Below are 21,033 nucleotides of genomic sequence, written 5' to 3' on the forward strand. Positions count from 1 at the left end.
GAAATCGGATTTCAAGATGTGTTAAGGGCGCATTTCTGGAGATGTTTTCGAGCACGCTGACCGCGAGCCGGAACGGGGGTGTCTTTGAAACCCGTTTGATTTGTCATTTCTGAAGGTGCGCGTAAAATTGACAACAATGTCACATTGCGATTCAACCAGAAGAGGCGCACAGTTCGCGCAAACGACTCCTTGTCTCAACATTGTCCACGTCCATAGAACGAGGAAATATCCCCCATGTCCGCAAAGCTCTTTCACCGTCTGGCCTCTGTTCCTCCGGTCATAGCGATGTGCCTCCTGTCGGCCTTCTCCTCATTGGCCACCCCCGCGCAGGCCGAAAACGGCTTTGACGCTTTGCTCGAAAAATTCGGGAAGTCGAACGGGGAGGAGGGCATTTATAGCTCCAATGGCCGGATCGAGGCGCAGACCGTGGATGTTGCGACGAAATACGCCGGACGGATCGAAAGTGTCACCGCCCAAGAAGGGGATATTCTGGCCGCAGGGGACGAGATCGCACAGATGGACACGGCCGATGCGATGGCCAAGCTCAATGCCGCCAAAGCAGCCGTGCTGCGCGCCAATGCAGGTCTGACCGTGGCGCAGGCGACGCTGATGCAGGCACAAAGTGCCTTGTCGATGGCCCAGACCACCTATGACCGCGTGGTCAAACTGCATGAAACCGGCACCGCATCGCAAAGCACACTGGATGACGCGACCAATACGCTCAACAGTGCCAAAGCCTCCGTCGAAATGGCCAAGGCGCAGATCGAGGATGCCAAGGCCTCCATCGCCGCAGCCGAGGCCGATCAGGAACAAGTGCAGCTCGCCCTCAATGATCTGACCATCAAAGCGCCGATCCGTGGGCGGGTGCTCTATCGTCTGCACGAACCGGGAGAGGTGATTGACTCGGGTTATCCTGTCGTCACCATGCTGGACCTGAGCAATGTCTATATGAACATCTACCTGCCCGCGGCAGTGATCGGAACGCTCTCCGTAGGCGATGAGGCGCGGCTGATCCTTGATCCGATTCCGGATATCGTTGTGCCTGCCACGATCACTTTCATCTCGCCGCAGTCGCAATTCACCCCGAAAAATGTCGAGACACAGGAGCAACGCGAAGATCTTGTGTTTCGTGTCAAACTCACCGTGCCGCGCGCGCTTTTGATAAAATACGAGGAACTGATCAAAAGCGGGGTGCGCGGCATCGGTTTCGTGCGGAGCCAGCCGGATATGGACTGGCCGGACCATCTCGCAGTCAATGTGCCGGAGTAAGCCGCAATGGAGCATGTGGCACGCCTGAATGCTGTGTCGCACCGTTACAAAGCGGTCTTCGCTCTGAACGATGTGACGCTCGACATTCCTGCCGGACAGGTGGTCGGTTTGATCGGGCCGGACGGGGTGGGCAAATCCACGCTTCTGGGGCTGATCGCTGGTGTGCGCCGTGCGCAGCAAGGGGAAGTCACGGTTCTCGGACAGGACATGCGCGACGCCCGCGCCCGCACCGCTTTGGGGGCAAAGATCGCCTACATGCCGCAGGGGCTTGGCCGCAATCTTTACCCGTCTTTGAGCGTGCGCGAAAACCTCGATTTCTTCGGACGTCTGTTCGGTCAGAAACGCGAGGAACGCCACGCCCGCATAGACATGCTGACCGAAGCCACGGGGCTTGCGCCTTTTCTTGACCGGCCTGCGGGGAAACTCTCGGGCGGGATGAAGCAGAAGCTCGGGCTTTGCGCGGCGCTGATCCATGACCCCGACCTTTTGATCCTCGACGAGCCGACAACCGGCGTGGACCCACTGTCGCGGCGGCAGTTCTGGGAATTGATCGACCGCATTCGTGCCAAACTGACGGGCATGAGCGTGGTGGTGGCCACCGCCTATATGGAAGAGGCCGAACGGTTCGACTGGCTTGCCGCGATGAATGATGGGCAGGTGATTGCCACCGGCAGTCCCGAAGACATCCGCACGAAAGCGGGCAAGGCGACGCTGGAAGATGCCTTTGTCGAGTTGCTGCCCAAAGAGGAGGGTGAGGAGGTCGGCGTGACCCTGCGCCCGCGCGTCGAACAGGATGGTGCCGTGCCTGCAATCGAAGCTTTCGATCTGGTCAAACGCTTCAATAATTTCACCGCTGTGGATCACGTCAGCTTCACGATCCCTGAAGGCGAGATTTTCGGGTTTCTCGGCTCCAACGGTTGCGGCAAGTCGACAACGATGAAGATGCTTACCGGCCTGTTGCAGCCGACCGAGGGGCATTCGAAACTCTTTGGTGAAGAGCTTGAAAACGGTGACATGGCCGCACGGCAGAACATCGGCTACATGTCACAGGCCTTTTCGCTCTATGCCGAATTGACCGTGCGCCAGAACCTTGAGCTACACGCCAAGCTATATCACATTCCGGCACAACGTCGTGCCGTGCGAGTGCGCGAGGTGCTGGACGAATTCGAACTGACCGAAATTGCCGAGGCGCTGCCCGATGGCCTGCCTCTGGGTATCCGGCAAAGGTTGCAGCTTGCCGTGGCGACGATCCACGAGCCGCGTATTCTTATTCTTGACGAGCCGACCTCCGGTGTGGACCCGCTGGCGCGGGATGCCTTTTGGCGCAAGCTGATTTCGCTGTCTCGTGACAAAGGCGTGACGATCTTCATCTCCACCCATTTCATGAACGAGGCGGAGCGCTGTGACCGGATTTCTCTCATGCATGCGGGGCGTGTGCTGGATGTCGGCACCCCGCAGGAACTGACCGAGCGCCGTGGTGCGCAGACATTGGAAGAGGCGTTTATCGCCGCGCTGGAAGGGGAGACCCAAGACGAAGACGCTCCGTCCGACACCGCCGGTCTGACCGCCGATGTGGCCACCAAAACGGCCAGTGCCGCACATCGCGCGATGGGCCGGCTTTGGGCCTATACTACACGCGAGACGCTGGAACTGGTCCGCGACCCGATCCGCATGTTCTTTGCGCTGGCCGGACCGATCATTTTGATGCTCACAATGGGGTTCGGGATTTCCTTTGACGTGGACAAGCTGAGTTTTGCGGTCAACGATATGGATCGGACACCGGAAAGCCGCCGTTTGGTCGAGGCTTTCTCCTCCATCCCGCAATTCGAACAGCAGGAGGATTTTTCCTCTCTCGACGAATTGGACCGGCTGATGGAACGCGGGGACGTGACCTTGGCCATGGAAATCCCCGACGGATTCGGCAAGGCCCTGCACCAAGGTTTGACAGCGCCGGAAATTTCGATTTGGATCGACGGCTCCATGCCGTTTCGCGGTGAGACAACCGAGGGCTACACGCTCGGTTTGCTGACCCAGTTTGCTGAAGATCTTGAAGCCGAAACCGGCACAGAGAGTTCCGCCAGCCTGTCGATCTCGACCCGCTATCTATTCAATCAGGCGTTCAAAAGCGCGCATGCGATGGTGCCCTCGATGATCATGCTGATCCTGATGCTGATCCCCGCGATCATGTCCACCATCGCCGTGGTGCGCGAAAAGGAGACCGGCACGATCGCCAACTTCCGCGCCACACCCGTGCGCAAGGTGGAATTCCTTGTGGGCAAGCAACTGCCCTATATTGTCATTGCATGGTTCAATTTCTGGGTGCTCGTGGGGCTGGGGCTCTGGGTCTTTGAAGTCCCTTGGTATGGCAGCCTTCCGGTGCTGGGATTGGCTGCGCTATTCTTTGTCATTGCGACCACAGGTTTTGGCCAGTTGGTCTCGGCCTTTACTCGCACGCAAGTTTCGGCAGTTTTTGCAACGGCGGTGATCGCGATCATTCCCACGGTCAATTTCGCCGGTCTGATCACCCCTGTCTCGACGCTCGCACCCATAGGGCGTCTTATCGGTCTGAGCTTTCCGGGGGCTTGGTTCCAGCCGGTCTCGGTTGGCATTTTCCTCAAAGGCTTCGGGTTGAGCGATGTTGCACTGAACATCTTGATGCTCGCGGTATTCAGCCTGATCTACCTTGTTCTCTCGGTGCTTGCCCTGCGCAAGCAGGAGGCCTGAGATGTTGAAAAGCCTTGCCAATATTCTCCGCCTCACGGTCAAGGAACTGCGTGCAATTCGCGGCGATCTGGTGATGATTGTCCTGATTATTTATGTGTTCAGCGCGGCCGTCTGGCTGGTGTCCGATGCAGGCTCGACAGAGGTGCAAGACCTCTCGGTTGCTGTGGTGGACGAAGACCACAGCCCGCTGACGGCGCGGATCATTGATGAAATCCGTGCGCCTCTGTTCACCCCGCCCGCGCTTTTGAGTCCACAAGAGGCCGCGCAGGCGCAGATTGATGGCGACTATGTGCTCGTCGTCGCCCTGCCGCCGCATCTTGAACGAGACCTGCGCCGAGGTGATGAGGCGGAAATCCAGATCCTTGCCGATGCCACCGCTGTGGCTTTTGCGGGCACCGGCTCGACCTTCATGGCGGAGCTTCTGGCCGATACCGTGTCGGACTATCTGACGCCGGGAGTGGAAGACGACGATCTTGTGAACGTGGTGTTCCGCAGCCGCTTCAATCCGAATTTGACCGCGCGATGGTTCACAGCTGTGATGCAGTTGATGAACAACGTCACGATACTGATGATGATTCTGTCGGGCTCGTCCCTGATCCGCGAACGCGAGCGTGGGACGATCGAGCATGTTCTGGTGATGCCCGTGCGCCCGCATGAGATTGTGTTCTCCAAAATCCTTGCCACAGGAGGTGTGATCCTCATTGCCTCTGTTCTGGGCCTCGTCTTGGTGGTGCAGGGCGCGATGGGCGTCCCGATTGCGGGGTCCATCTGGCTTTATGTCTTTGGGGCCGCCCTCTATGTGATTTCGGTAGGATCGCTGGGCCTGATGCTGGCGAGTTTCACCCATAACATGGGGCAATTCGGGCTTCTGACCATTCCGGTGATCGTTATCATGATCCTGCTCTCGGGCGGGATAACGCCACTTGAATCCATGCCGGAGTGGCTCCAGCTTGTGATGCACACGATCAGCCCCGCCACCCACTTCGTGTCTTTCGCGCAATCTGTGTTGTATCGGGGCGCGGGGCTTGATCTGGTCTATCCCGATCTGTTGAAGATCGCGGCCATGTCCCTGATCGCGCTGGTTCTGGTGCTGGCGCGGTTCCGCAAAATCCTGAGCTAAGGCCAGCCCGCTGGAAGTTGCGCAAAATCTGTGATGTCGTTTTTGGCAAAACGCATTAAAGATGCGTTTATGAACAAAAACACGCACACAGAAGACGGACAGAACGGGGTGAAGGCTGCCTTTGGACCGGAATTGGCCAAGGCGTCCATCCTCGTGGTGGATGACGAAATCGGTATGCGTCATTTCCTGAAAAAGACGCTCGCGGACAAATGCCGCCTTGTCGATGTGGCGGCGACCCCTGTCGAGGCATCCGAATGTCTGGACGGCAAAAGCTATGACGTCATCATGCTCGACAATATCATGCCGGGGATGACGGGGCTGGAATGGCTGGCGGACCAATGGCAGATCGGGCTGCGTTCCGACATCATCCTGATGACGGCCTATGCCGATCTCGACACGGCCATCGAGGCGTTGCGACTGGGGGTCAGTGACTTTCTGTTGAAGCCCTTCCATTCCAATCAGGTGTTGAATGCGATTTCAAAAAGCCTCGCCAAGACCGAACTGAAACGGCAAAACTCCGTGCTGCGTCAGGAACTCGCCGCAGGCAGCGATCTTTTGCGCCAGAGGGACAGCTTTATCGGCTCTTCGCAGGTGGCGCAGGCTCTGCGGGAGACGATTGAACGCGCCGCTGCCATCAATGCTCATGTCGTGATCGAAGGCGAAACCGGCACCGGCAAACATATCGCCGCGCGGATGCTGCATAGCGTTTCGCCTCGTGCGCATCAGCCTTTCACATGGCTGCCATGTTTCGGCATAACGCAAGAGGAATTCCGCGAACGCCTTTTCGGACGGGTGGACGGGCCCCATGCGTCAGGGACGGAAGGCATTTTGAGCACCGCCGAAGGAGGTGTTCTCTTCCTTGAAGACGTGGATATGTTGCCCGCGAATTGCCAGAATACGCTTGTCGAATGGTTGAGCACAGGCCGGTTCCAGCCGGTCGGGGGGGGCCGGAGTTTCGAGAGTGACATTCGCGTGGTTTGTTGCTGCAAGGAGTCTTTGAAGGAAGCGGTAGAAAGCGGGCGGTTCCGGACGGATTTGTATTACCTCCTGAATGTCCATGAAATCTGGCTTCCACCCTTGCGTGAACGTCCAAGCGATGTGATCGAAATTGCGGAATTCTTTCTGAAAACCCTGTCTTCGCGCATGGGGGGCGCGGCACCCGAATTGACCGCCTCGGTGAAGCGGCGGCTGATGGCGTATGACTGGCCGGGCAATGTGATGGAACTGCGCAATGTGGTGGAGCGGGCCATCATTCAGGGAGGTTTTGACCGGGCCTTGCAGGACGTGGGCGGAACAGAGACGGAAAGCCTCGAAGCTGTAGAACAGCGCCATATCCTCAATGTCTTGCAAACCTGCGGTGGCAACAAGGCCGAGGCCGCGCGTATTCTGGGCGTGGCGCGCAAGACCATTGACCGCAAATGTCAGGCGTGGGGCCTTTAACACATGACCCCGCTTCTGGCGCGTCTCAAAACCCATGTGCGGTTGAAACTTCTGGCGCTGGCGCTTTTGCCGATTGCAGTGCTACTGCCCATCTTTCTGGGCGTGACCATGTGGCATTGGATCGGGCGTTTCGATGATCTTCTGATTGCGAAAGTCACGAGTGATCTGCGGATTGCAGAGCAATATTTCCTGAAAATCGAAGAAGCGCAGGCCCAGAGCATTATGGCGGTCGGAGACTCGCGGCAGTTGGCGCAGGCGATGGGGGAAGGCGAGGACGCCTTGCACCGCTATCTGGCCGATGCGCAAAGCCGCATGGGGCTGGACTTTCTGATGGTGGATACACTGGGGCCGCAGACGGATGTGCCGGACACCGTGCGCAAGTTGCTGGAGGCCTCCGCGACGCCCTCGCTCTCCGGTCTCATCGTGGTCGCACCTTCCGAATTGGAGCGGCTGGGCGAAGGGCTGTCAGAACGGGCGCGGTTGAGTATTGTGCCAACCCCCGGCGCGCGGCCTCTGGAGAGGGAGCATGAAGACCGCGGATTGATCCTTTGGGCGGCGAATAAGATCGAGGGCGCAGACGGTTATCTCTTTGGCGGGCGGCTTTTGAACCGCAACCTTGATGTGATCGACCGGATGAACGCGCTGATTTACGGCGCAGACTCGGAGACCCCGTCGGGGGCAGGCACAACGACGCTGTTTCTTGATGATGTCCGCATTTCCACCAATGTGCGCCTGTTCGAGGGCGACCGTGCCCTTGGCACACGCGTGACAGAGGTGGTCTGGCATCAGGTGGTGGAACAGGGGCAGCCTTGGCTGGATCGTGCCTTTGTGGTCAATGACTGGTATGTTTCGGGCTATATGCCGCTGACCGATGTGACGGGGCGGCGCGTCGGAATGCTTTATACAGGTTTTCTCGAAAAGCCCTTTGCGGATCAGCGCAACGGCACGGTTCTGGCGCTTGGGTTGGCGTTTCTGGCGGTGCTTTGCCTCGCCGCTCCGTTGTTCCTTCGTATGGCGCGGGAAGTGTTCGCGCCGCTGGAGCGCATGACCTCCACGATGAAACAAGTGGAAGGCGGCAATCTGAGCGCCCGTATCGGCACTGTGGAGGCCGAGGATGAAATCGGCGCTGTGGCCCGCCATCTGGACCGTTTGCTGGATCAGGTGAAAGAGCGCGACGAGGCGCTCCGCGATTATGCCGATCACCTCAATGATCTGGTGGACCAGAGGACACAGGAATTGCGCGAGGCCAACCAGAAGCTCGAAGACACCTATGCCCAGCTCATTCTAAAGGAAAAGCTGGCCTCTCTGGGCGAGATCACCGCCGGCGTGGCCCATGAGATCAACAACCCGATTGCCGTTATTCAGGGCAATATGGAGCTTTTGCGCCTTGGTCTGAGCGATGAGATCACATCGGAGGTGGAGACCGAGCTTGACCTGATCGAAACCCAGACGCGGCGGATCAATACGATTGTTGGCAAATTGTTGAGCTTTTCCAGATCAGGCGAAATGTCGGATCATTCCTCCTTGGTGAATGTCTCGGAGGCGGTGGACAGTGCCTTGGTCCTGGTCGCCGCAGACTTGCGCCAGCACAAGATCGAGACGCGGCGGATCGAGAGCGACGTGCCACTGATCGAGATTGTCGAGAACGAATTGCAACAGGTGCTGGTCAATCTCTTCATCAACGCAGCGCAGGCCATGAACATGGGCGGGACTTTGACGGTCGAAGTGAAACCCCTTGCGCAGAACGGAAAGGATGGTGTGGCGATTCTGGTGCATGACACAGGTCCGGGCATTCCCGCCGAACAGATCGACCATGTTTTCGATCCGTTTTTCACCACGAAACAGGCCGAAGGCACAGGTTTGGGCCTGTCGATCAGTCAGGCTTTGATCGAGCGGGCAGGGGGAAACATCACGGTCGAGAGCATGTGCGGACGCGGCACAAGTTTTTCTGTCTGGTGTCCGATTGCGTCATTCTGTCCTGACGAAGAGTGAGGTGCTTTAAAAAAGTGGACATTTTGTCCATCAGGTCGAGCGCATCATCGGTTGAAAATGGTAATTCTTACCTTTCTGCACTGCGGTGAAATTCTGTAACCTCTTGATTATATTTATTATTTTAGTTTGACAATTCCAGACTTGAAATGGCAATTCCTCAGCCATTGCGCGACATCTGGTCGCGGAGTGACGTTTGTACGCACCCGAAAACAGGTCGCGCACGCAAGAAGGGGCCGCAGAGCCCCACAGATCGGAGGAAACTTCATGTCAGTTTCAGGAGCGGGGCCGCTTGGCTTCCTGCGCAAAGAGAATATCGTGGCCCCTGAGGGCTATAACCGCTGGCGCGTGCCGCCGGCTTCTATCGCGATCCACCTGTGTATCGGATCGGTTTACGCGTGGTCCTTGTTCAACCCCGCTTTGACCCGCGAATTTGGCGTTCTGACGCCTGCCGCGTCGGATTGGTCGCTGACCTCCGTGGTCTGGATCTTTTCTGTGGCCATCCTGTTTCTCGGCCTATCGGCTGCTTTTGGCGGCAAATGGCTTGAGAAAGTCGGCCCGCGGTTTGTCGGCGTTGTGGCCGGTTTCTGCTGGGGCGGCGGCTTCCTGATCGGGTCTCTGGGCATTGCCTCGCACCAGTTGTGGCTCATCTACCTTGGCTATGGCGTGATCGGGGGGATCGGTCTTGGCCTTGGGTATGTTTCTCCTGTGTCCACCCTGCTGCGCTGGTTCCCTGACCGTCGTGGTATGGCGACCGGCATGGCCATCATGGGCTTTGGCGGCGGTGCGATGGTCGGGAAAGTCCTGATCGACAAGCTGCTCACCACCTTCCAGAAAGCCCCCGACTTCCTCGGCGCCGAAGGTGCGATCAACCTCATCACCGAGGGCGGCAAGCGTTTCGCAGACACTGCAAACGGCACGGTCGAGGTTATTGTTGCCACGGCGGCCCAAGCCGCACCGTTTGGCGGTGACGCGGGCGTCTATGTGGTCGGCACCGGGGATACAGGCGCGGCTGCGACCTTTGTCACCTTGGGGATCATCTACTTCGTCGTTATGCAGATCGCCTCATTCCAATATCGGGTCCCTGCGAAAAACTGGAAACCGGCAGGCTGGGAACCCAAACCCACCACCTCCGGTATGGTGTCGCAAAACCATGTCCACATCGATCAGGCGCTCAAAACGCCGCAATTCTGGCTGCTGTGGATTGTGCTCTGCTTCAACGTGACCGCCGGTATCGGTGTGATCGGTGTGGCGAAGACCATGATGGACGAGATTTTCGGCAACCTGCCGATCGTGACGGCGGCGTTCGCCAGCACCTATGTGTTCATGATTTCCGTGTTCAACATGCTGGGCCGTTTCTTCTGGGCCTCCGCATCCGACTTTGTCGGGCGCAAGAACACCTATCACATCTTCTTCGTGATGGGCACGGCGCTCTACCTCTCTGTGCCGTTCTTTGCCTCGATGGGGGGCACTCCGGCGCTGATCGGGTTTTACGTTGCAACCATGGTGATCTTTACCATGTATGGCGGCGGTTTCGCGACCATTCCGGCCTATCTGGCAGATGTCTTCGGCACCTTCCACGTTGGCGGCATCCACGGGCGTTTGCTGACCGCATGGTCCACCGCAGGGGTGCTTGGTCCGCTGGCGATCACAACCTTGCGCAAAATGTCCAAGGAAAACGCCATTGCCGATCTCGCGTCAAAGGTTGATCCCGCGACCTTTGCCGAGAAGTTCGGTGCGCCCGTCAGCCAACTGAATGACCTGATGGCGGCCAATACGGTGACGATTGCGAACCTGCTCGAAATTGCACCGGCAGGGACTATTGACCCGACATCGACGCTCTACAATACGACGATGTATTGCATGGCTGCACTGCTGGTGATTGCATTCTTTGCGAATTTGCTGGTACGACCGGTGCACGAAAAGCATCACGTCAGCCGCACGCATCCAGAGGCTGTTGCCGCCGAATAAGCGACACAAACCGATTGTGTGGGGCCGCTCTTTTTAAGGGTGGCCCTGCGCTACGTCCCCTCAAGAGACAGGCGTAAAGCTAAGCAAGGGATACGCACTATGACCAAAGACGATTGTATCAAAAAGCCTTCCGGCGCAGCCGGTGGATGGGGCGCGTTGAAAAGCGTGGGCCGTCAACTGATGGGCACCGGCAGTCCGGTGAGTCGCGCCAAGACGCTCTTGAGCCTCAATCAGGCCGACGGGTTCGACTGTCCCGGCTGTGCTTGGGGCGATCCCGAGCACGGGTCGTCTTTCGAGTTTTGTGAGAACGGTGTGAAAGCGGTTGCGTGGGAGGCCACCAAGGCCCGCGTAACACCGGAGTTTTTTGCCGAACATTCGGTCACGGAATTGCAGGGCTGGACGGATTATGATCTCGAACATGCGGGACGTCTGACCACGCCGATCCGTTACAATCCGGAGACGGATCACTACGAAGAGGTAAGCTGGCAGGACGCATTCGACGGCATTGCCGAAGCGCTCAATGCCTTGGAAGACCCCAATCAGGCGGAATTCTACACGTCAGGCCGTGCCAGCAACGAGGCAGCGTTCCTCTATCAGCTTTTCGTGCGTCTCTACGGGACCAACAATTTCCCCGACTGTTCCAACATGTGCCACGAAGCCAGCGGTGTCGCTCTGACGCAGGCAATTGGCGTTGGTAAAGGCACCGTGTTGCTCGATGATTTCGAGAAATGTGATCTGATTTACTGCGTCGGTCAAAACCCCGGCACCAACCACCCGCGTATGCTCGCCAGCCTGCGCGAAGCGGTGGAGCGCGGGGCGAAGGTCTGTGTCTTCAACACGCTCAAGGAAAAAGGCCTGACCAAATTCGCCGACCCGCAGAAAAAGCTGGAGATGCTCACAGGCGGGGCCGAGCCGACATCGACCGACTATTACCGCCCGCGTCTGGGTGGCGACATGGCGGTATTCCGTGGCATGTCCAAGGTCGTGCTTGAGGCCGAGGATCGTGCCAAGGCCGAGGGGCGCCCCCCCATTCTCGACCATGACTTTATCCGCGAACACACCTCCGGTTTCGAAGGCTGGTGCGATATGGTGCGTGCGACCTCTTGGGAGATCATCGAAGAACAATCCGGCCTGAGCCGCGACGAGATCACCCGCGCCGCGGAGATGTATCTCAAGGCCGAGCGCGTCATCACCACTTGGGCTATGGGCGTTACGCAACACCTGCATTCCGTGCAAACCATCCGCGAGATCGCCTCTTTCATGTTCCTCAAAGGCAATATTGGCCGTGAGGGGGCGGGGCTTTGTCCGGTGCGCGGGCACTCCAATGTGCAGGGCGACCGCACAGTGGGGATCAACGAAAAGGCCCCTGCGGCCTTCCTCGATGCTCTGGAAAAAGAACTGGGCGTCACCTTGCCGCGTGAGCCGGGGCACAATGTGACCCACGCCATTGGCGCCATGCTCGAAGGGACTGTGAAAGCCTTTGTCGCTCTTGGCGGCAATTTCGCGCGCGCGGTGCCGGACAGTTCGCTGGTCGCGGATGCCTTCCGCAATCTCGACCTGACGGTGAACATCGCCACAAAGCTCAACCACGGGCATCTTATGCCGGGTAAAGCCTCCTATGTCCTGCCCTGTCTGGGTCGCACGGAGATCGACCGCAATTCCAAAGGCGAGCGTCAGATGATCACCGTCGAGGACTCCATGTCGATGGTGCACGGCTCGTCGGGCATCAACCTGCCGGCATCCAAATCGCTGAAATCCGAGATCGGCATCATCGCTGGTATGGCCAAGGCGACCTTGGGTAGCGATGTGGTGAACTGGGACGAAATGGCCGAAGATTATGACAAGATCCGCGACATGATTGCGCGGGTGTTGCCGAGTTTCGGAGATTTCAACACGCAGGTGCGCAAACCGCGGGGCTTCTGGCTGCGCAATTCGGCCTCTCATCGCGAGTGGAAAACCACAACGGGCCTCGCCAATTTCGGCACGGATGATCTGCGGGACCGGACGGAGTGGCAGGAGGTCAAAGGCGAGAATGGCAAGTTTGTTCTGCAAACCTTCCGCTCGCACGACCAGTATAACACCACGATCTACGGCATGGATGACCGCTATCGCGGCGTCTACGGCATCCGCAATGTTGTCTTCATCAATCCGAAGGATATGGAGAAGAACGGGCTGTCGGATGGCGATCTGGTCGATCTGATCGGTTGCTTCGATGACGGGCGTCACCGCGCCTGTAAGGGGTTCCGCGTTGTGCCCTATGACACACCCTATGGTTGTCTTGCGGGCTACTATCCCGAAATGAACGAACTGGTGCCGCATCAGACTGTGGGCGATCAAAGCTATACGCCGACCTCGAAATCGGTGATTGTGAAGATCGAACCGCATCAAAGCGCATAAGGCATGTCGCAAGAAGAAGACTTCGAAGCGGCCTTTCACGCCGCGCAAAGCACTGGCCTGCCATATCTCAGCCCTATGGGGCCGATGATATTGGCGGCCACGCATCTCGGGATTGCCAAGGACAGCCGGAGTTTTGCGCGGATTTTCGATCTGGCCCATGCTTTGGTGATCCGCGAATGCACCAGTCTTGAACAAGAGCTGGGTCTCATCGAAACCGAACGCAAAGACGTGCGAACCTCGCGCGTCTTTTACCGGCTTACAGAGGCCGGAGATGCGCTTTTCGAGGCCAAAGATGATTGAACAACCAACCGTTTCCGATGTCGTGGCGCGCCACGCAAGCACCACATGGACCCGTGAGGGGGAGCGCCAGATCACACGGGATTTGGTGGTAGAGCGGCCTGTGGCGATTGTGTTCAACGGCACGACTGTGGCGGTCATGATGGCATCGCCACAAGATATCGAGGACTTTGCCTTGGGCTTCGCGCTGACTGAGGGCTATGTGAAGAGCCTCGCCGAGATCGAGCGGTTCGAAGAGATTGTCCATGACAAAGGCACCGAAGCACGGTTCTGGCTTGTGGATACTGCCGCTGATGCATTTCTCGCCCGACGTCGTGCCGCTTTGGGGCCGATGGGCTGCGGGCTTTGCGGGATCGACAGTCTGGATGAAGCGCTGCGCAATGTGCCGCCAGTGGGGGCCGGTGTCCGGCTTTCGGCAGAGGAGATCGCGCAGGCCCCCGACGCACTCCGTGCCTGTCAGCCGCTCCACGACCAAGCCCGCGCCGCCCATGCGGCTGGATTTCTCATCCCTGAACAAGGGATATATCCGACACGCGAAGATGTTGGTCGCCATAATGCGCTCGACAAGCTTTGCGGCGCGTTGATCCGTGACGGGATTGATCCGCAAAGCGGCGCCATCGTGATGACCTCGCGGCTCTCGGTGGACCTTGTGCAGAAAGCGGCGATGATCGGCTGCCCGACGTTGATCGGCGTTTCCGCGCCAAGCAGTCTGGCCGTCGAGACCGCGCGGGAGGTCGGCATGACCCTCATTGCGTTTTGCCGCGCTGGATGTTTCGACATATTCACCGGCGCAGAGCGGTGCGTGTGAGGCTTTAGTCCTTGTCAGCCGTTGAGGCGATGGGGAAAGTGGCAAAAAATGTCGTTTTGTGGCCTTCTTCACTTTCGTAAAAGATATTCCCTAACATTTTTTCGGCCAGATTTCTTGAGATATGCAGGCCGAGACCGGACCCTTGGGTGTAGCTTTCAACCTTGTCGTTCACCTGTTCGAAGCGACCAAAGACCTGACTTTCCATGCCGGCAGGAATGCCGCGGCCGGAGTTGGTGATCGACAATGTGGCCAGTCCGTTTGATGCTTTGACCGTGCCTTCTACGACGCCGTTCTCGACCGAGAACTTGATGGCGTTCGAGAGGAGGTTGTCGATGATCTGACGGATGGCAAAAGCGTCTCCGGTGACGACGGCGTCCCGATCCACATCTTTCAAGGCAAGTTCAATGCCGCGCTCGGTCGCGAACATCTTGTTCTCTTCGAGGCTCTCTTCGAGCAGTTGGGTAAGGTTGACCGGCTTGCTCTCCAGATTCAGCGCATTGACGTTGATTTTCTGGGTCAGCAAGATGTTGTCGATCAACCGCGTCAGGCGCAGGCCATTTCGATGCGCGATCTTGAGAAGTGACAGGATGGGATCGTTGACCTCTCCGAGGCGACCGCTCAGAGCAAGGGACAAACCACCTGTGAGAGAGGTCAAAGGTGTGCGCAACTCGTGGCTGACGACAGAAATAAATTCGTCTTTCGCGCGGCTGGCCTCGTCGGCCCGTTGCAGCGCCTCTTCCAGAGCCGCACTGACGGCGATCCTGTCGGTGATGTCGACAAAGGTGATGCTCCAGCCCAGAATGGTTTTCGCCGGATCAAGCGGGCTTTCGATTTCGCGGATACGGGGCTCATAGATCCTGTCTCCGATACAGAGTTGATCGGGGCTCCCTGAGGGTGTCATGTTCTTGATGTTCGCGAGTATCTCTGTGAGAGTGTTGCCCGATTTTTGATGCAGGCCGCTTTGTTTTGCCGCCGCGTTCATCTGCATGATATTTTGAAAACGGTCGATCATAATGACTGGCTCTGTCATCGTGTTGAACAGGGCGGACTGGCCGACGAAAGCCATATCCATGGTTTTGTTTGTCAGAAGCATCCATGTGAAAATGATGATGCCCAGCGTGAACATGAAGGAGGTTGGATCAAGTCCGAAGATGGTAAAGCCAAGAATGACATAGGACGCATTTGCGGTCAGCGGTGTGATGGTGATCAACAGCAGTGTGATCAGCAGGGGCCAAGCTGTCCGCTTCGCACGTTTAAAGGCCTTGGCGAGACACCAAAGGGTCGGTACGACAAAGGCATAAAGGATGGAGACGATGACATAAAAGCCGGGACCATGAACATAATGGATATGGTCTGCTCCCGGAAGGATACGCGTCGCATCTGTATAGACGAGCTTGTGCCACGGATTGGTGGCGGCGAATGCCAAGATCGCCAAGGGGATCAAGGTGAGTGCCGCGAAGACGATGCGCTTTTTGAGCCAGGCGGCATGATCGACATAGGCAAAGACAAAGAAACACCACGCGATTGGTACCATCGCATTGCCCGGCCATGCCAGAATGGCCCATTGGAACTGACAGTCGAAATCTGTGGATGCAGATTCAAAACCGACCGAGAGCAACGTCCAGATCAAGGCCCCGAAAGTATGGGCATAATAGAATTTACCGTTGAACTTCTGGAGCTTCAGCGTTGTGAACAAGCCCAGAGCCGCGATCGCGCAGACACCGCATACGGACCAGAAAATAGGATTTGCAGGGACTCCCTCCAAGCACATCATCATTGTTTCCCCACAGACCCCTGTTTTGCAAATTCATCCATTGGTTCTGCCGACGTTAGACAGAACCGCGACGGTTGAACACTTAAAACGAGAAACTTGAATGTATTACTCTCGTTTAAAGGTGTGTCGGTGACGAATTATGGGCAAATTGCGAACAGCCATGTGAACAATCGGGATGCAGAGCGCGCAACTGTCCGCCCCAAGGTGCATTCAAGCCGCGTTCTGTGCGGTCAACGCAAGGCGGGGGCTTTCGCGGATTTTGTCTGTGATGCGACGGGGGCCGAAAGGGGTAGGGCGGCTCTTACGGAGAGCGTCTCCCGACCTGAGCCCGTCTGTCAAGTTGTACCAAAGCGCGATCAAAGGTCTTGCGCACTCTTTGGGTGCGGTGGGCGGCAGGACGGAAGGGGCGACCGACCGTCACAGTGACGTCTCTGCCGATCTCCATCGCGCCTATAGCCTCTGACGCACCAAGGATTTCGTTTATGCTGCTCCCGATGTTGTGCCAATCTTCAAGCGCATCACTCGAACTGATGCACAAAAATGCGCCGGAGCCGAAATAGGCATTGAGAAGGCGACGCCCCTTGGCCGTCGCGCTGATCCCCTCGGAAACCTCGACCAATATCGACAAGACCTGAAGCGGCGACAGTGTGGCAAAAATCCGGTTGAAAGAATTGATCTGCACCGCAAAGACAACGCTTTGATCGATTTTCTTGCGGTTGAGTTGCGACAGGTAATTGCCGAGGGAGAAAGGGTCAGTGTGCTGTTCAACATCGGTGATGCGAACGGGAGTCTCCAAAGCGAACTCCAGCGCCTTGCTGTCTTCGGATGTGGGGTCAGTCAGAACCTCGCGGGCCACCGTAAGACAATCGTCGCGCATCTTGCGCTGCGCAATTTTAAGACGCGGTTGAATGTCTTTCACATCGAAAGGCTTGGTGATGTAATCCGTCGCACCAGCAGCAAAGGCTCCCTCGATATCCGAGAGGCCGGACTTTCGCGTGAGCATGACGATCGCAGTGGTCTTGTAATCGGGAAGCTTTCGGATGGACCGGCACAGTTCGATCCCGTCCATTTCCGGCATCTCGATGTCGAGCATGAGCATTTCGAAAAGCTCGTCTTCATGCTGGAGAATATCCAGCGCCGCAGGACCGGAGGCCGCGACCACAACTTCGTTGGTCTGGTCCTGCCGCAGCACGGTGCGAACCAAATCACGAATAAGCGGGTCATCGTCAACAATCAGGATTCGCATAACTTCTCCCTGCTAAGGTTAGAATTTCACTCGACTTTATGCGCGCATGCGCAATGGTTGAGGTAAAAACTATAGTTCAACCTTGGCAAAATTATGGTGAATTGCAGCTTAAAGTTGTCATCGGCAGCTTTGCACTCTCTTTAGGTGGAAAATCGCCGATAGCGTTTTCGGAAGGTAAGCCGCATTAGCAATATCCGGTATGAAGTGGGGGTTTCATGATGGTCAAAATATCATCAAGATATTGAATATCTCATATCGTGGATTGGCAGCACCACATCTTATTTGATACGCCTTCGCAAAACCGATGCCGGTGACGCAGCGTCCTACATGGATTCAACTTTGCGGTGAAAAAGGCATGCCTAAGCGATGCTGGCCCAGATCGCGCGAAGCTGGTCGGGCAGTTCCATCGGTTCAAAGGGCTTTATAATGACGTCCAGCGCACCGTTTTCTTTCAGGTGTTTGAAATCCGACTTGGATGTCTTGGCGGTCACATAGATGATCGGCACATCCTTATAGGCGTCGATTTCTCTGAGCCTCGCATATGTCTCGATCCCGTCCATGACCGGCATCATGACATCAAGCAAAATCATGTCGGGCGCGTCGTTCGGCAGGTTTTCAAGGGCGATGTCGCCACCTTCGAACTGAATGACGTCAAACCCGCCAACGAGTTCCAGAGACATGCGTGTGATTTCACGAATGTCGGGATCATCTTCGATATGCATGATGCGGCGTAATTCAGTCATAGCGTTTCAATACACCTTTCGCTTGCTTCAAACAAGCACACGCCAGAGTGGAATCACAAAATCGCGCTTTGTCCGTTGAACGGCTCTATTTTGGGTCTTTTCCTGCCTTTGAATACCATGATGGCAGAGGAGATTCTGTCAGGGATGCCAAAATTACTAATATTTTGTAAAATTATATTAATTAGTTAAATCAACATCTTATACGCTTTATGCGGTCTGGTTTTTTCTCTTTTTACCCCAAACTTAGTTCTGCCGCAATTCGGCCCGCTTTTGTGACAACTTTGCCGATAGTTCTAAAGCAATAGGGCTGTTTTCCTGAGGCTTTGGAGGCTGATATGGCAATACTGGTGGTTGATGATGATCGAAATATCCGGACTCTGATTGAAGAGATTCTCCGGAGTGATGGTTACGAAGACATTCAATGTGCGGAAAGTGGACGCGAGGCGCTTGAGCTCATCATCGCAGGTGATGAGAGATTCTCGACCATATTCCTCGACATTCAAATGCCGGAAATGGACGGGATCGAGCTTTGTGGTCACATCCGCGCGCTTCCCGAATATCGCCAGACACCGATCATCATGCTGACCTCCATGAAGGACAAGGCCCATGTCGACGCCGCCTTCATGCAGGGCGCCACCGACTATATGACCAAGCCCATCGACATCACCGAGATGCACGCCCGGTTGCGTGTGGCGCAGATGTTGTTTGAGGAACAAACGCGGGCGCAAGAGGCGCAAAACCGCGAGGCAGATTTGCGCCTCGGAATGGGAGCCAGCGCGCATCCTGCTTCAGACACACAGTTCGAATTTGCAGACCCTGTGATCATCTATGACGTCCCGCGCGTGATCGGCAGCACGGAAATGGAGAACTATCTCCACCGTATGTCCCATGTTCAGAGGTTCATGTTCAGCGCTATTGCGTTTCAGATCGACCGTCCCGAGCGGCTTTTCTCTTTGAGCACGCCCGTTGAGTTTTATGACATTCTGACCGATGTGTCCGAGGCTATTTTTGAAAACACCCGTCAGTATGATCCGATGATTTCCTATGCCGGAGAGGGCAAATTCATCGCCGTTCTTCCGCGCACGGTTCAGTTGGATCGCGACGAGGTTGAGGCCGAGTTGTCCTTGACCCTGCGCGAGTTTGGGCTGATCGGCGGAGAAACCGTCCCTATGGATGTCACGGTTTCAGCCGGTGACGTGGTCAAAATGTCGATGTTTGACTCCACGCCGCAAAAAATGTTCAATCGGGCTCTTATGAGTGTGTCCAAGGAACGGAATACTCCCAAACGAGCGCGCGTGAATATGATGTTCGCTTAAAGCACAGGAATATGCACGGGGATGTTGCGTGGGGGCGGGCAGGCATTTCGTGCAAAGGATTGCGAGATATGACGACCCAGAATTCTGCCCGCTCCGAACTGCCACCCGCTCTTCAGAAAGCGATTGAAGAGACCCGCTTGCGCTTCATTGACACTGTCTGCGAGCGATTGCCTGAAGTCGAAACCCTTCACATCGAGATCATGCGCAATCCCGCTGACGTGGAGGCGCAGAAAGAGCTGTCTTTCATCGTCCACCGGCTTAGCGGTATTGCCGCAACGGTGGGGTATCCGGAACTTGGGTCAACTGCGGCGGAGATCGAGGGCATCCTTGCGCAATTCGATCAGTCTGCGGACGTCAAAGACATTTTAACAGGTCAGGTCGAGACGCTTCTGGATCATATGGAAGACGCTATTATTGACGCCAGCTAGGTTCAGGGCCCATTAATCGACTTGAGATTGCATTAGTTGCATGATTCAAATCCCCAAGCTTTCAGGGGGTATCATGAGCCATCTATTTTGGCTGACCGACGAACAGATGGCGCGACTGCGGCCGTTCTTTCCCAAGAGCCATGGCAAGCCGAGGGTTGATGATCGGCGCGTGTTGAGTGGGATAATCTTCATAAACCGCAATGGCTTACGGTGGTGCGATGCGCCGAAAGAATACGGCCCGCCGAAGACGCTCTATAATCGTTGGAAACGCTGGAGCTGTTGATTTCCGCTGAGACGTGACCCGGTATTTCCACCGAGAATTGACCCACCCTTATCTATGTATCAGCGTTTATTTGGCAGTCAATTGTGGGGTCTCCTTTCGCGTTTTTTTGGCGGTTTCGGAACTGACTTTGAAGCGGTAGCTGTCGTTTCCAGTTTCGAGGATGTGACAACGGTGGGTGAGCCGGTCGAGCAATGCAGTTGTCATTTTTGCATCGCCGAAGACCTGTGCCCATTCACTGAAGCTGAGATTGGTGGTAATGATCACACTGGTGCGCTCGTAGAGCTTACTCAGGAGATGGAAGAGTAATGCGCCTCCTGATGGGCTGAAGGGCAGGTAGCCGAGTTCATCCAAAATGACCAAATCGGTTTTGGTGAGCATCTCTGCAATTTTGCCAGCCTTCCCCGCAGATTTTTCCTGCTCCAGTGCATTGACGAGTTCCACGGTCGAGAAGAAGCGGACTTTGCATCTGTGATGTTCGATGGCCTGCACACCGATGGCGGTGGCGATGTGGCTTTTCCCTGTACCTGGGCCACCGATCAGAACTACGTTTTCTGCGTTCTCCATGAATTCGCCGCGATGCAACTGCCGGACTGTGGCTTCATTGATGTCGCTGGATTTGAAGTTGAACCCTGTAAGATCCTTGTAAGACGGGAAACGGGCCACCTTCGTATGGTAGGCGATCGACCGCACTTCCCGTTCTGCCATTTCAGCCTTGAGCAGTTGGGACAGGATCGGCGTTGCAGTCTCAAACGCTGGCGCACCCTGCGCTATCAGATCATCAACCGCTTGCGCCATGCCATGCAGTTTGAGGCTGCGGAGCATGATCACAATCGAGGCTCCCGCTGGATCATGACGCATGACGCTTCTCCTTTGTTTGTCTGAGGTCGTCATAGCGATCGACATTGGCTTTGGGGGCCGTTTCCAAGGCCAGAGCGTCTGGAGGGTCGATCTCCGGAAGATCGGTTTTCTTGGGGTCAATCAGCCTGTGAAGCAGGTTCAAGATGTGTGTCTTGGTCGGTACGCCTGCCTCCAGTGCCAGCTCTACCGCGCGCAGAACCGCAGCTTCATCATGATGAAGAATGAGGGACAAGATATCGACCATCTCCCGATCACCACCCTCTTTGCGCAACATGTGATCTTGTAGGCGGCGGAAGGCGTCCGGCATCTCCATGAATGGCGCACCATTGCGCAGTGCGCCGGGTTTGCGATGGAGCGAGCCATTATCCGC

General features: G+C 56.4%; 15 protein-coding genes and 2 pseudogenes. 12 read left to right on the plus strand and 5 right to left on the minus strand.

The annotated features are described in order from the left end of the window. The first annotated feature begins 234 nt into the window (after nucleotides 1–234). The 9 genes from KO492_RS11745 to fdhD all read left to right on the plus strand — a co-directional run bounded on the left by KO492_RS11745 (nucleotide 235) and on the right by fdhD (nucleotide 14,015). Nucleotides 235–1,269 (plus strand): HlyD family secretion protein, encoded by a 1,035-nt coding sequence (locus KO492_RS11745; protein WP_252735503.1) that lies wholly within the window; start codon nucleotides 235–237, stop codon nucleotides 1,267–1,269. A gap of 6 nt (nucleotides 1,270–1,275) precedes the next feature. Further along, nucleotides 1,276–3,993 carry a ribosome-associated ATPase/putative transporter RbbA gene (gene rbbA / locus KO492_RS11750; RefSeq protein WP_216045129.1) on the plus strand — a complete coding sequence of 906 codons (2,718 nt, stop codon included), beginning with the start codon at nucleotides 1,276–1,278 and terminating at the stop codon, nucleotides 3,991–3,993. Between the two features lies 1 nt (nucleotide 3,994). Next, a complete protein-coding gene (locus KO492_RS11755; RefSeq protein ID WP_216045130.1) occupies nucleotides 3,995–5,113 on the plus strand; it encodes an ABC transporter permease in 1,119 nt (372 codons plus the stop codon). A 69-nt stretch (nucleotides 5,114–5,182) separates the two neighbouring features. After that, entirely contained in the window at nucleotides 5,183–6,553 is a 1,371-nt protein-coding gene (locus KO492_RS11760) for a sigma-54-dependent transcriptional regulator (protein ID WP_216045131.1), read from the plus strand. Nucleotides 6,554–6,556: 3 nt separating this feature from the next. Continuing rightward, nucleotides 6,557–8,545 (plus strand): sensor histidine kinase, encoded by a 1,989-nt coding sequence (locus KO492_RS11765; RefSeq protein ID WP_216045132.1) that lies wholly within the window; start codon nucleotides 6,557–6,559, stop codon nucleotides 8,543–8,545. A 264-nt stretch (nucleotides 8,546–8,809) separates the two neighbouring features. Then, nucleotides 8,810–10,513 carry an OFA family MFS transporter gene (locus KO492_RS11770; protein WP_216045133.1) on the plus strand — a complete coding sequence of 568 codons (1,704 nt, stop codon included), beginning with the start codon at nucleotides 8,810–8,812 and terminating at the stop codon, nucleotides 10,511–10,513. 99 nt (nucleotides 10,514–10,612) lie between these two features. Continuing rightward, nucleotides 10,613–12,910, plus strand: a complete 2,298-nt coding sequence (locus tag KO492_RS11775) for an FdhF/YdeP family oxidoreductase (protein ID WP_216045134.1) — start codon at nucleotides 10,613–10,615, stop codon at nucleotides 12,908–12,910. 3 nt (nucleotides 12,911–12,913) lie between these two features. Further along, nucleotides 12,914–13,210, plus strand: a complete 297-nt coding sequence (locus tag KO492_RS11780; protein WP_216045135.1) for a hypothetical protein — start codon at nucleotides 12,914–12,916, stop codon at nucleotides 13,208–13,210. Continuing rightward, the gene (fdhD, locus tag KO492_RS11785; protein WP_216045136.1) at nucleotides 13,203–14,015 is read left to right on the plus strand and encodes a formate dehydrogenase accessory sulfurtransferase FdhD; all 813 of its coding nucleotides are present in this window, start codon (nucleotides 13,203–13,205) and stop codon (nucleotides 14,013–14,015) included. Before KO492_RS11780 ends, fdhD begins: the two co-directional genes overlap by 8 nt. A gap of 4 nt (nucleotides 14,016–14,019) precedes the next feature. On the opposite strand, the gene KO492_RS11790 is transcribed toward fdhD, so the two are convergent. The 3 genes from KO492_RS11790 to KO492_RS11800 all read right to left on the minus strand — a co-directional run bounded on the left by KO492_RS11790 (nucleotide 14,020) and on the right by KO492_RS11800 (nucleotide 17,778). Beyond that, nucleotides 14,020–15,792, minus strand: a complete 1,773-nt coding sequence (locus tag KO492_RS11790) for a sensor histidine kinase (protein WP_354668238.1) — start codon at nucleotides 15,790–15,792, stop codon at nucleotides 14,020–14,022. 298 nt (nucleotides 15,793–16,090) lie between these two features. Next, complete coding sequence (locus tag KO492_RS11795; RefSeq protein ID WP_216045137.1) at nucleotides 16,091–17,035, minus strand: response regulator; 945 nt, start codon at nucleotides 17,033–17,035, stop codon at nucleotides 16,091–16,093. Between the two features lie 359 nt (nucleotides 17,036–17,394). Next, a complete protein-coding gene (locus KO492_RS11800; RefSeq protein ID WP_216045138.1) occupies nucleotides 17,395–17,778 on the minus strand; it encodes a response regulator in 384 nt (127 codons plus the stop codon). 335 nt (nucleotides 17,779–18,113) lie between these two features. Here KO492_RS11800 and KO492_RS11805 point away from each other — a divergent pair, with 335 nt between their 5' ends. The 3 genes and pseudogenes from KO492_RS11805 to KO492_RS11815 form a co-directional block, all read left to right on the plus strand. After that, nucleotides 18,114–19,094, plus strand: coding sequence for a response regulator (locus KO492_RS11805; protein ID WP_216045139.1), 981 nt, complete (start codon nucleotides 18,114–18,116; stop codon nucleotides 19,092–19,094). 68 nt (nucleotides 19,095–19,162) lie between these two features. Next, the gene (locus tag KO492_RS11810) at nucleotides 19,163–19,522 is read left to right on the plus strand and encodes an Hpt domain-containing protein (RefSeq protein WP_216045140.1); all 360 of its coding nucleotides are present in this window, start codon (nucleotides 19,163–19,165) and stop codon (nucleotides 19,520–19,522) included. A 73-nt stretch (nucleotides 19,523–19,595) separates the two neighbouring features. Further along, nucleotides 19,596–19,799, plus strand: a pseudogene (locus KO492_RS11815) (transposase); the annotation flags it as partial. A 72-nt stretch (nucleotides 19,800–19,871) separates the two neighbouring features. Here KO492_RS11815 and istB read toward each other — a convergent pair. Together istB and KO492_RS11825 are read right to left on the minus strand one after the other, a co-directional pair. Beyond that, entirely contained in the window at nucleotides 19,872–20,663 is a 792-nt protein-coding gene (gene istB, locus KO492_RS11820; RefSeq protein WP_216045141.1) for an IS21-like element helper ATPase IstB, read from the minus strand. After that, nucleotides 20,653–21,033 (minus strand): annotated as a pseudogene (locus tag KO492_RS11825) (IS21 family transposase); the annotation flags it as partial. The gene istB and the pseudogene KO492_RS11825, both read right to left, overlap by 11 nt.

This window comes from Celeribacter halophilus (genome assembly GCF_018860305.1).
Classification (GTDB): Bacteria; Pseudomonadota; Alphaproteobacteria; order Rhodobacterales; family Rhodobacteraceae; genus Celeribacter; species Celeribacter halophilus_A.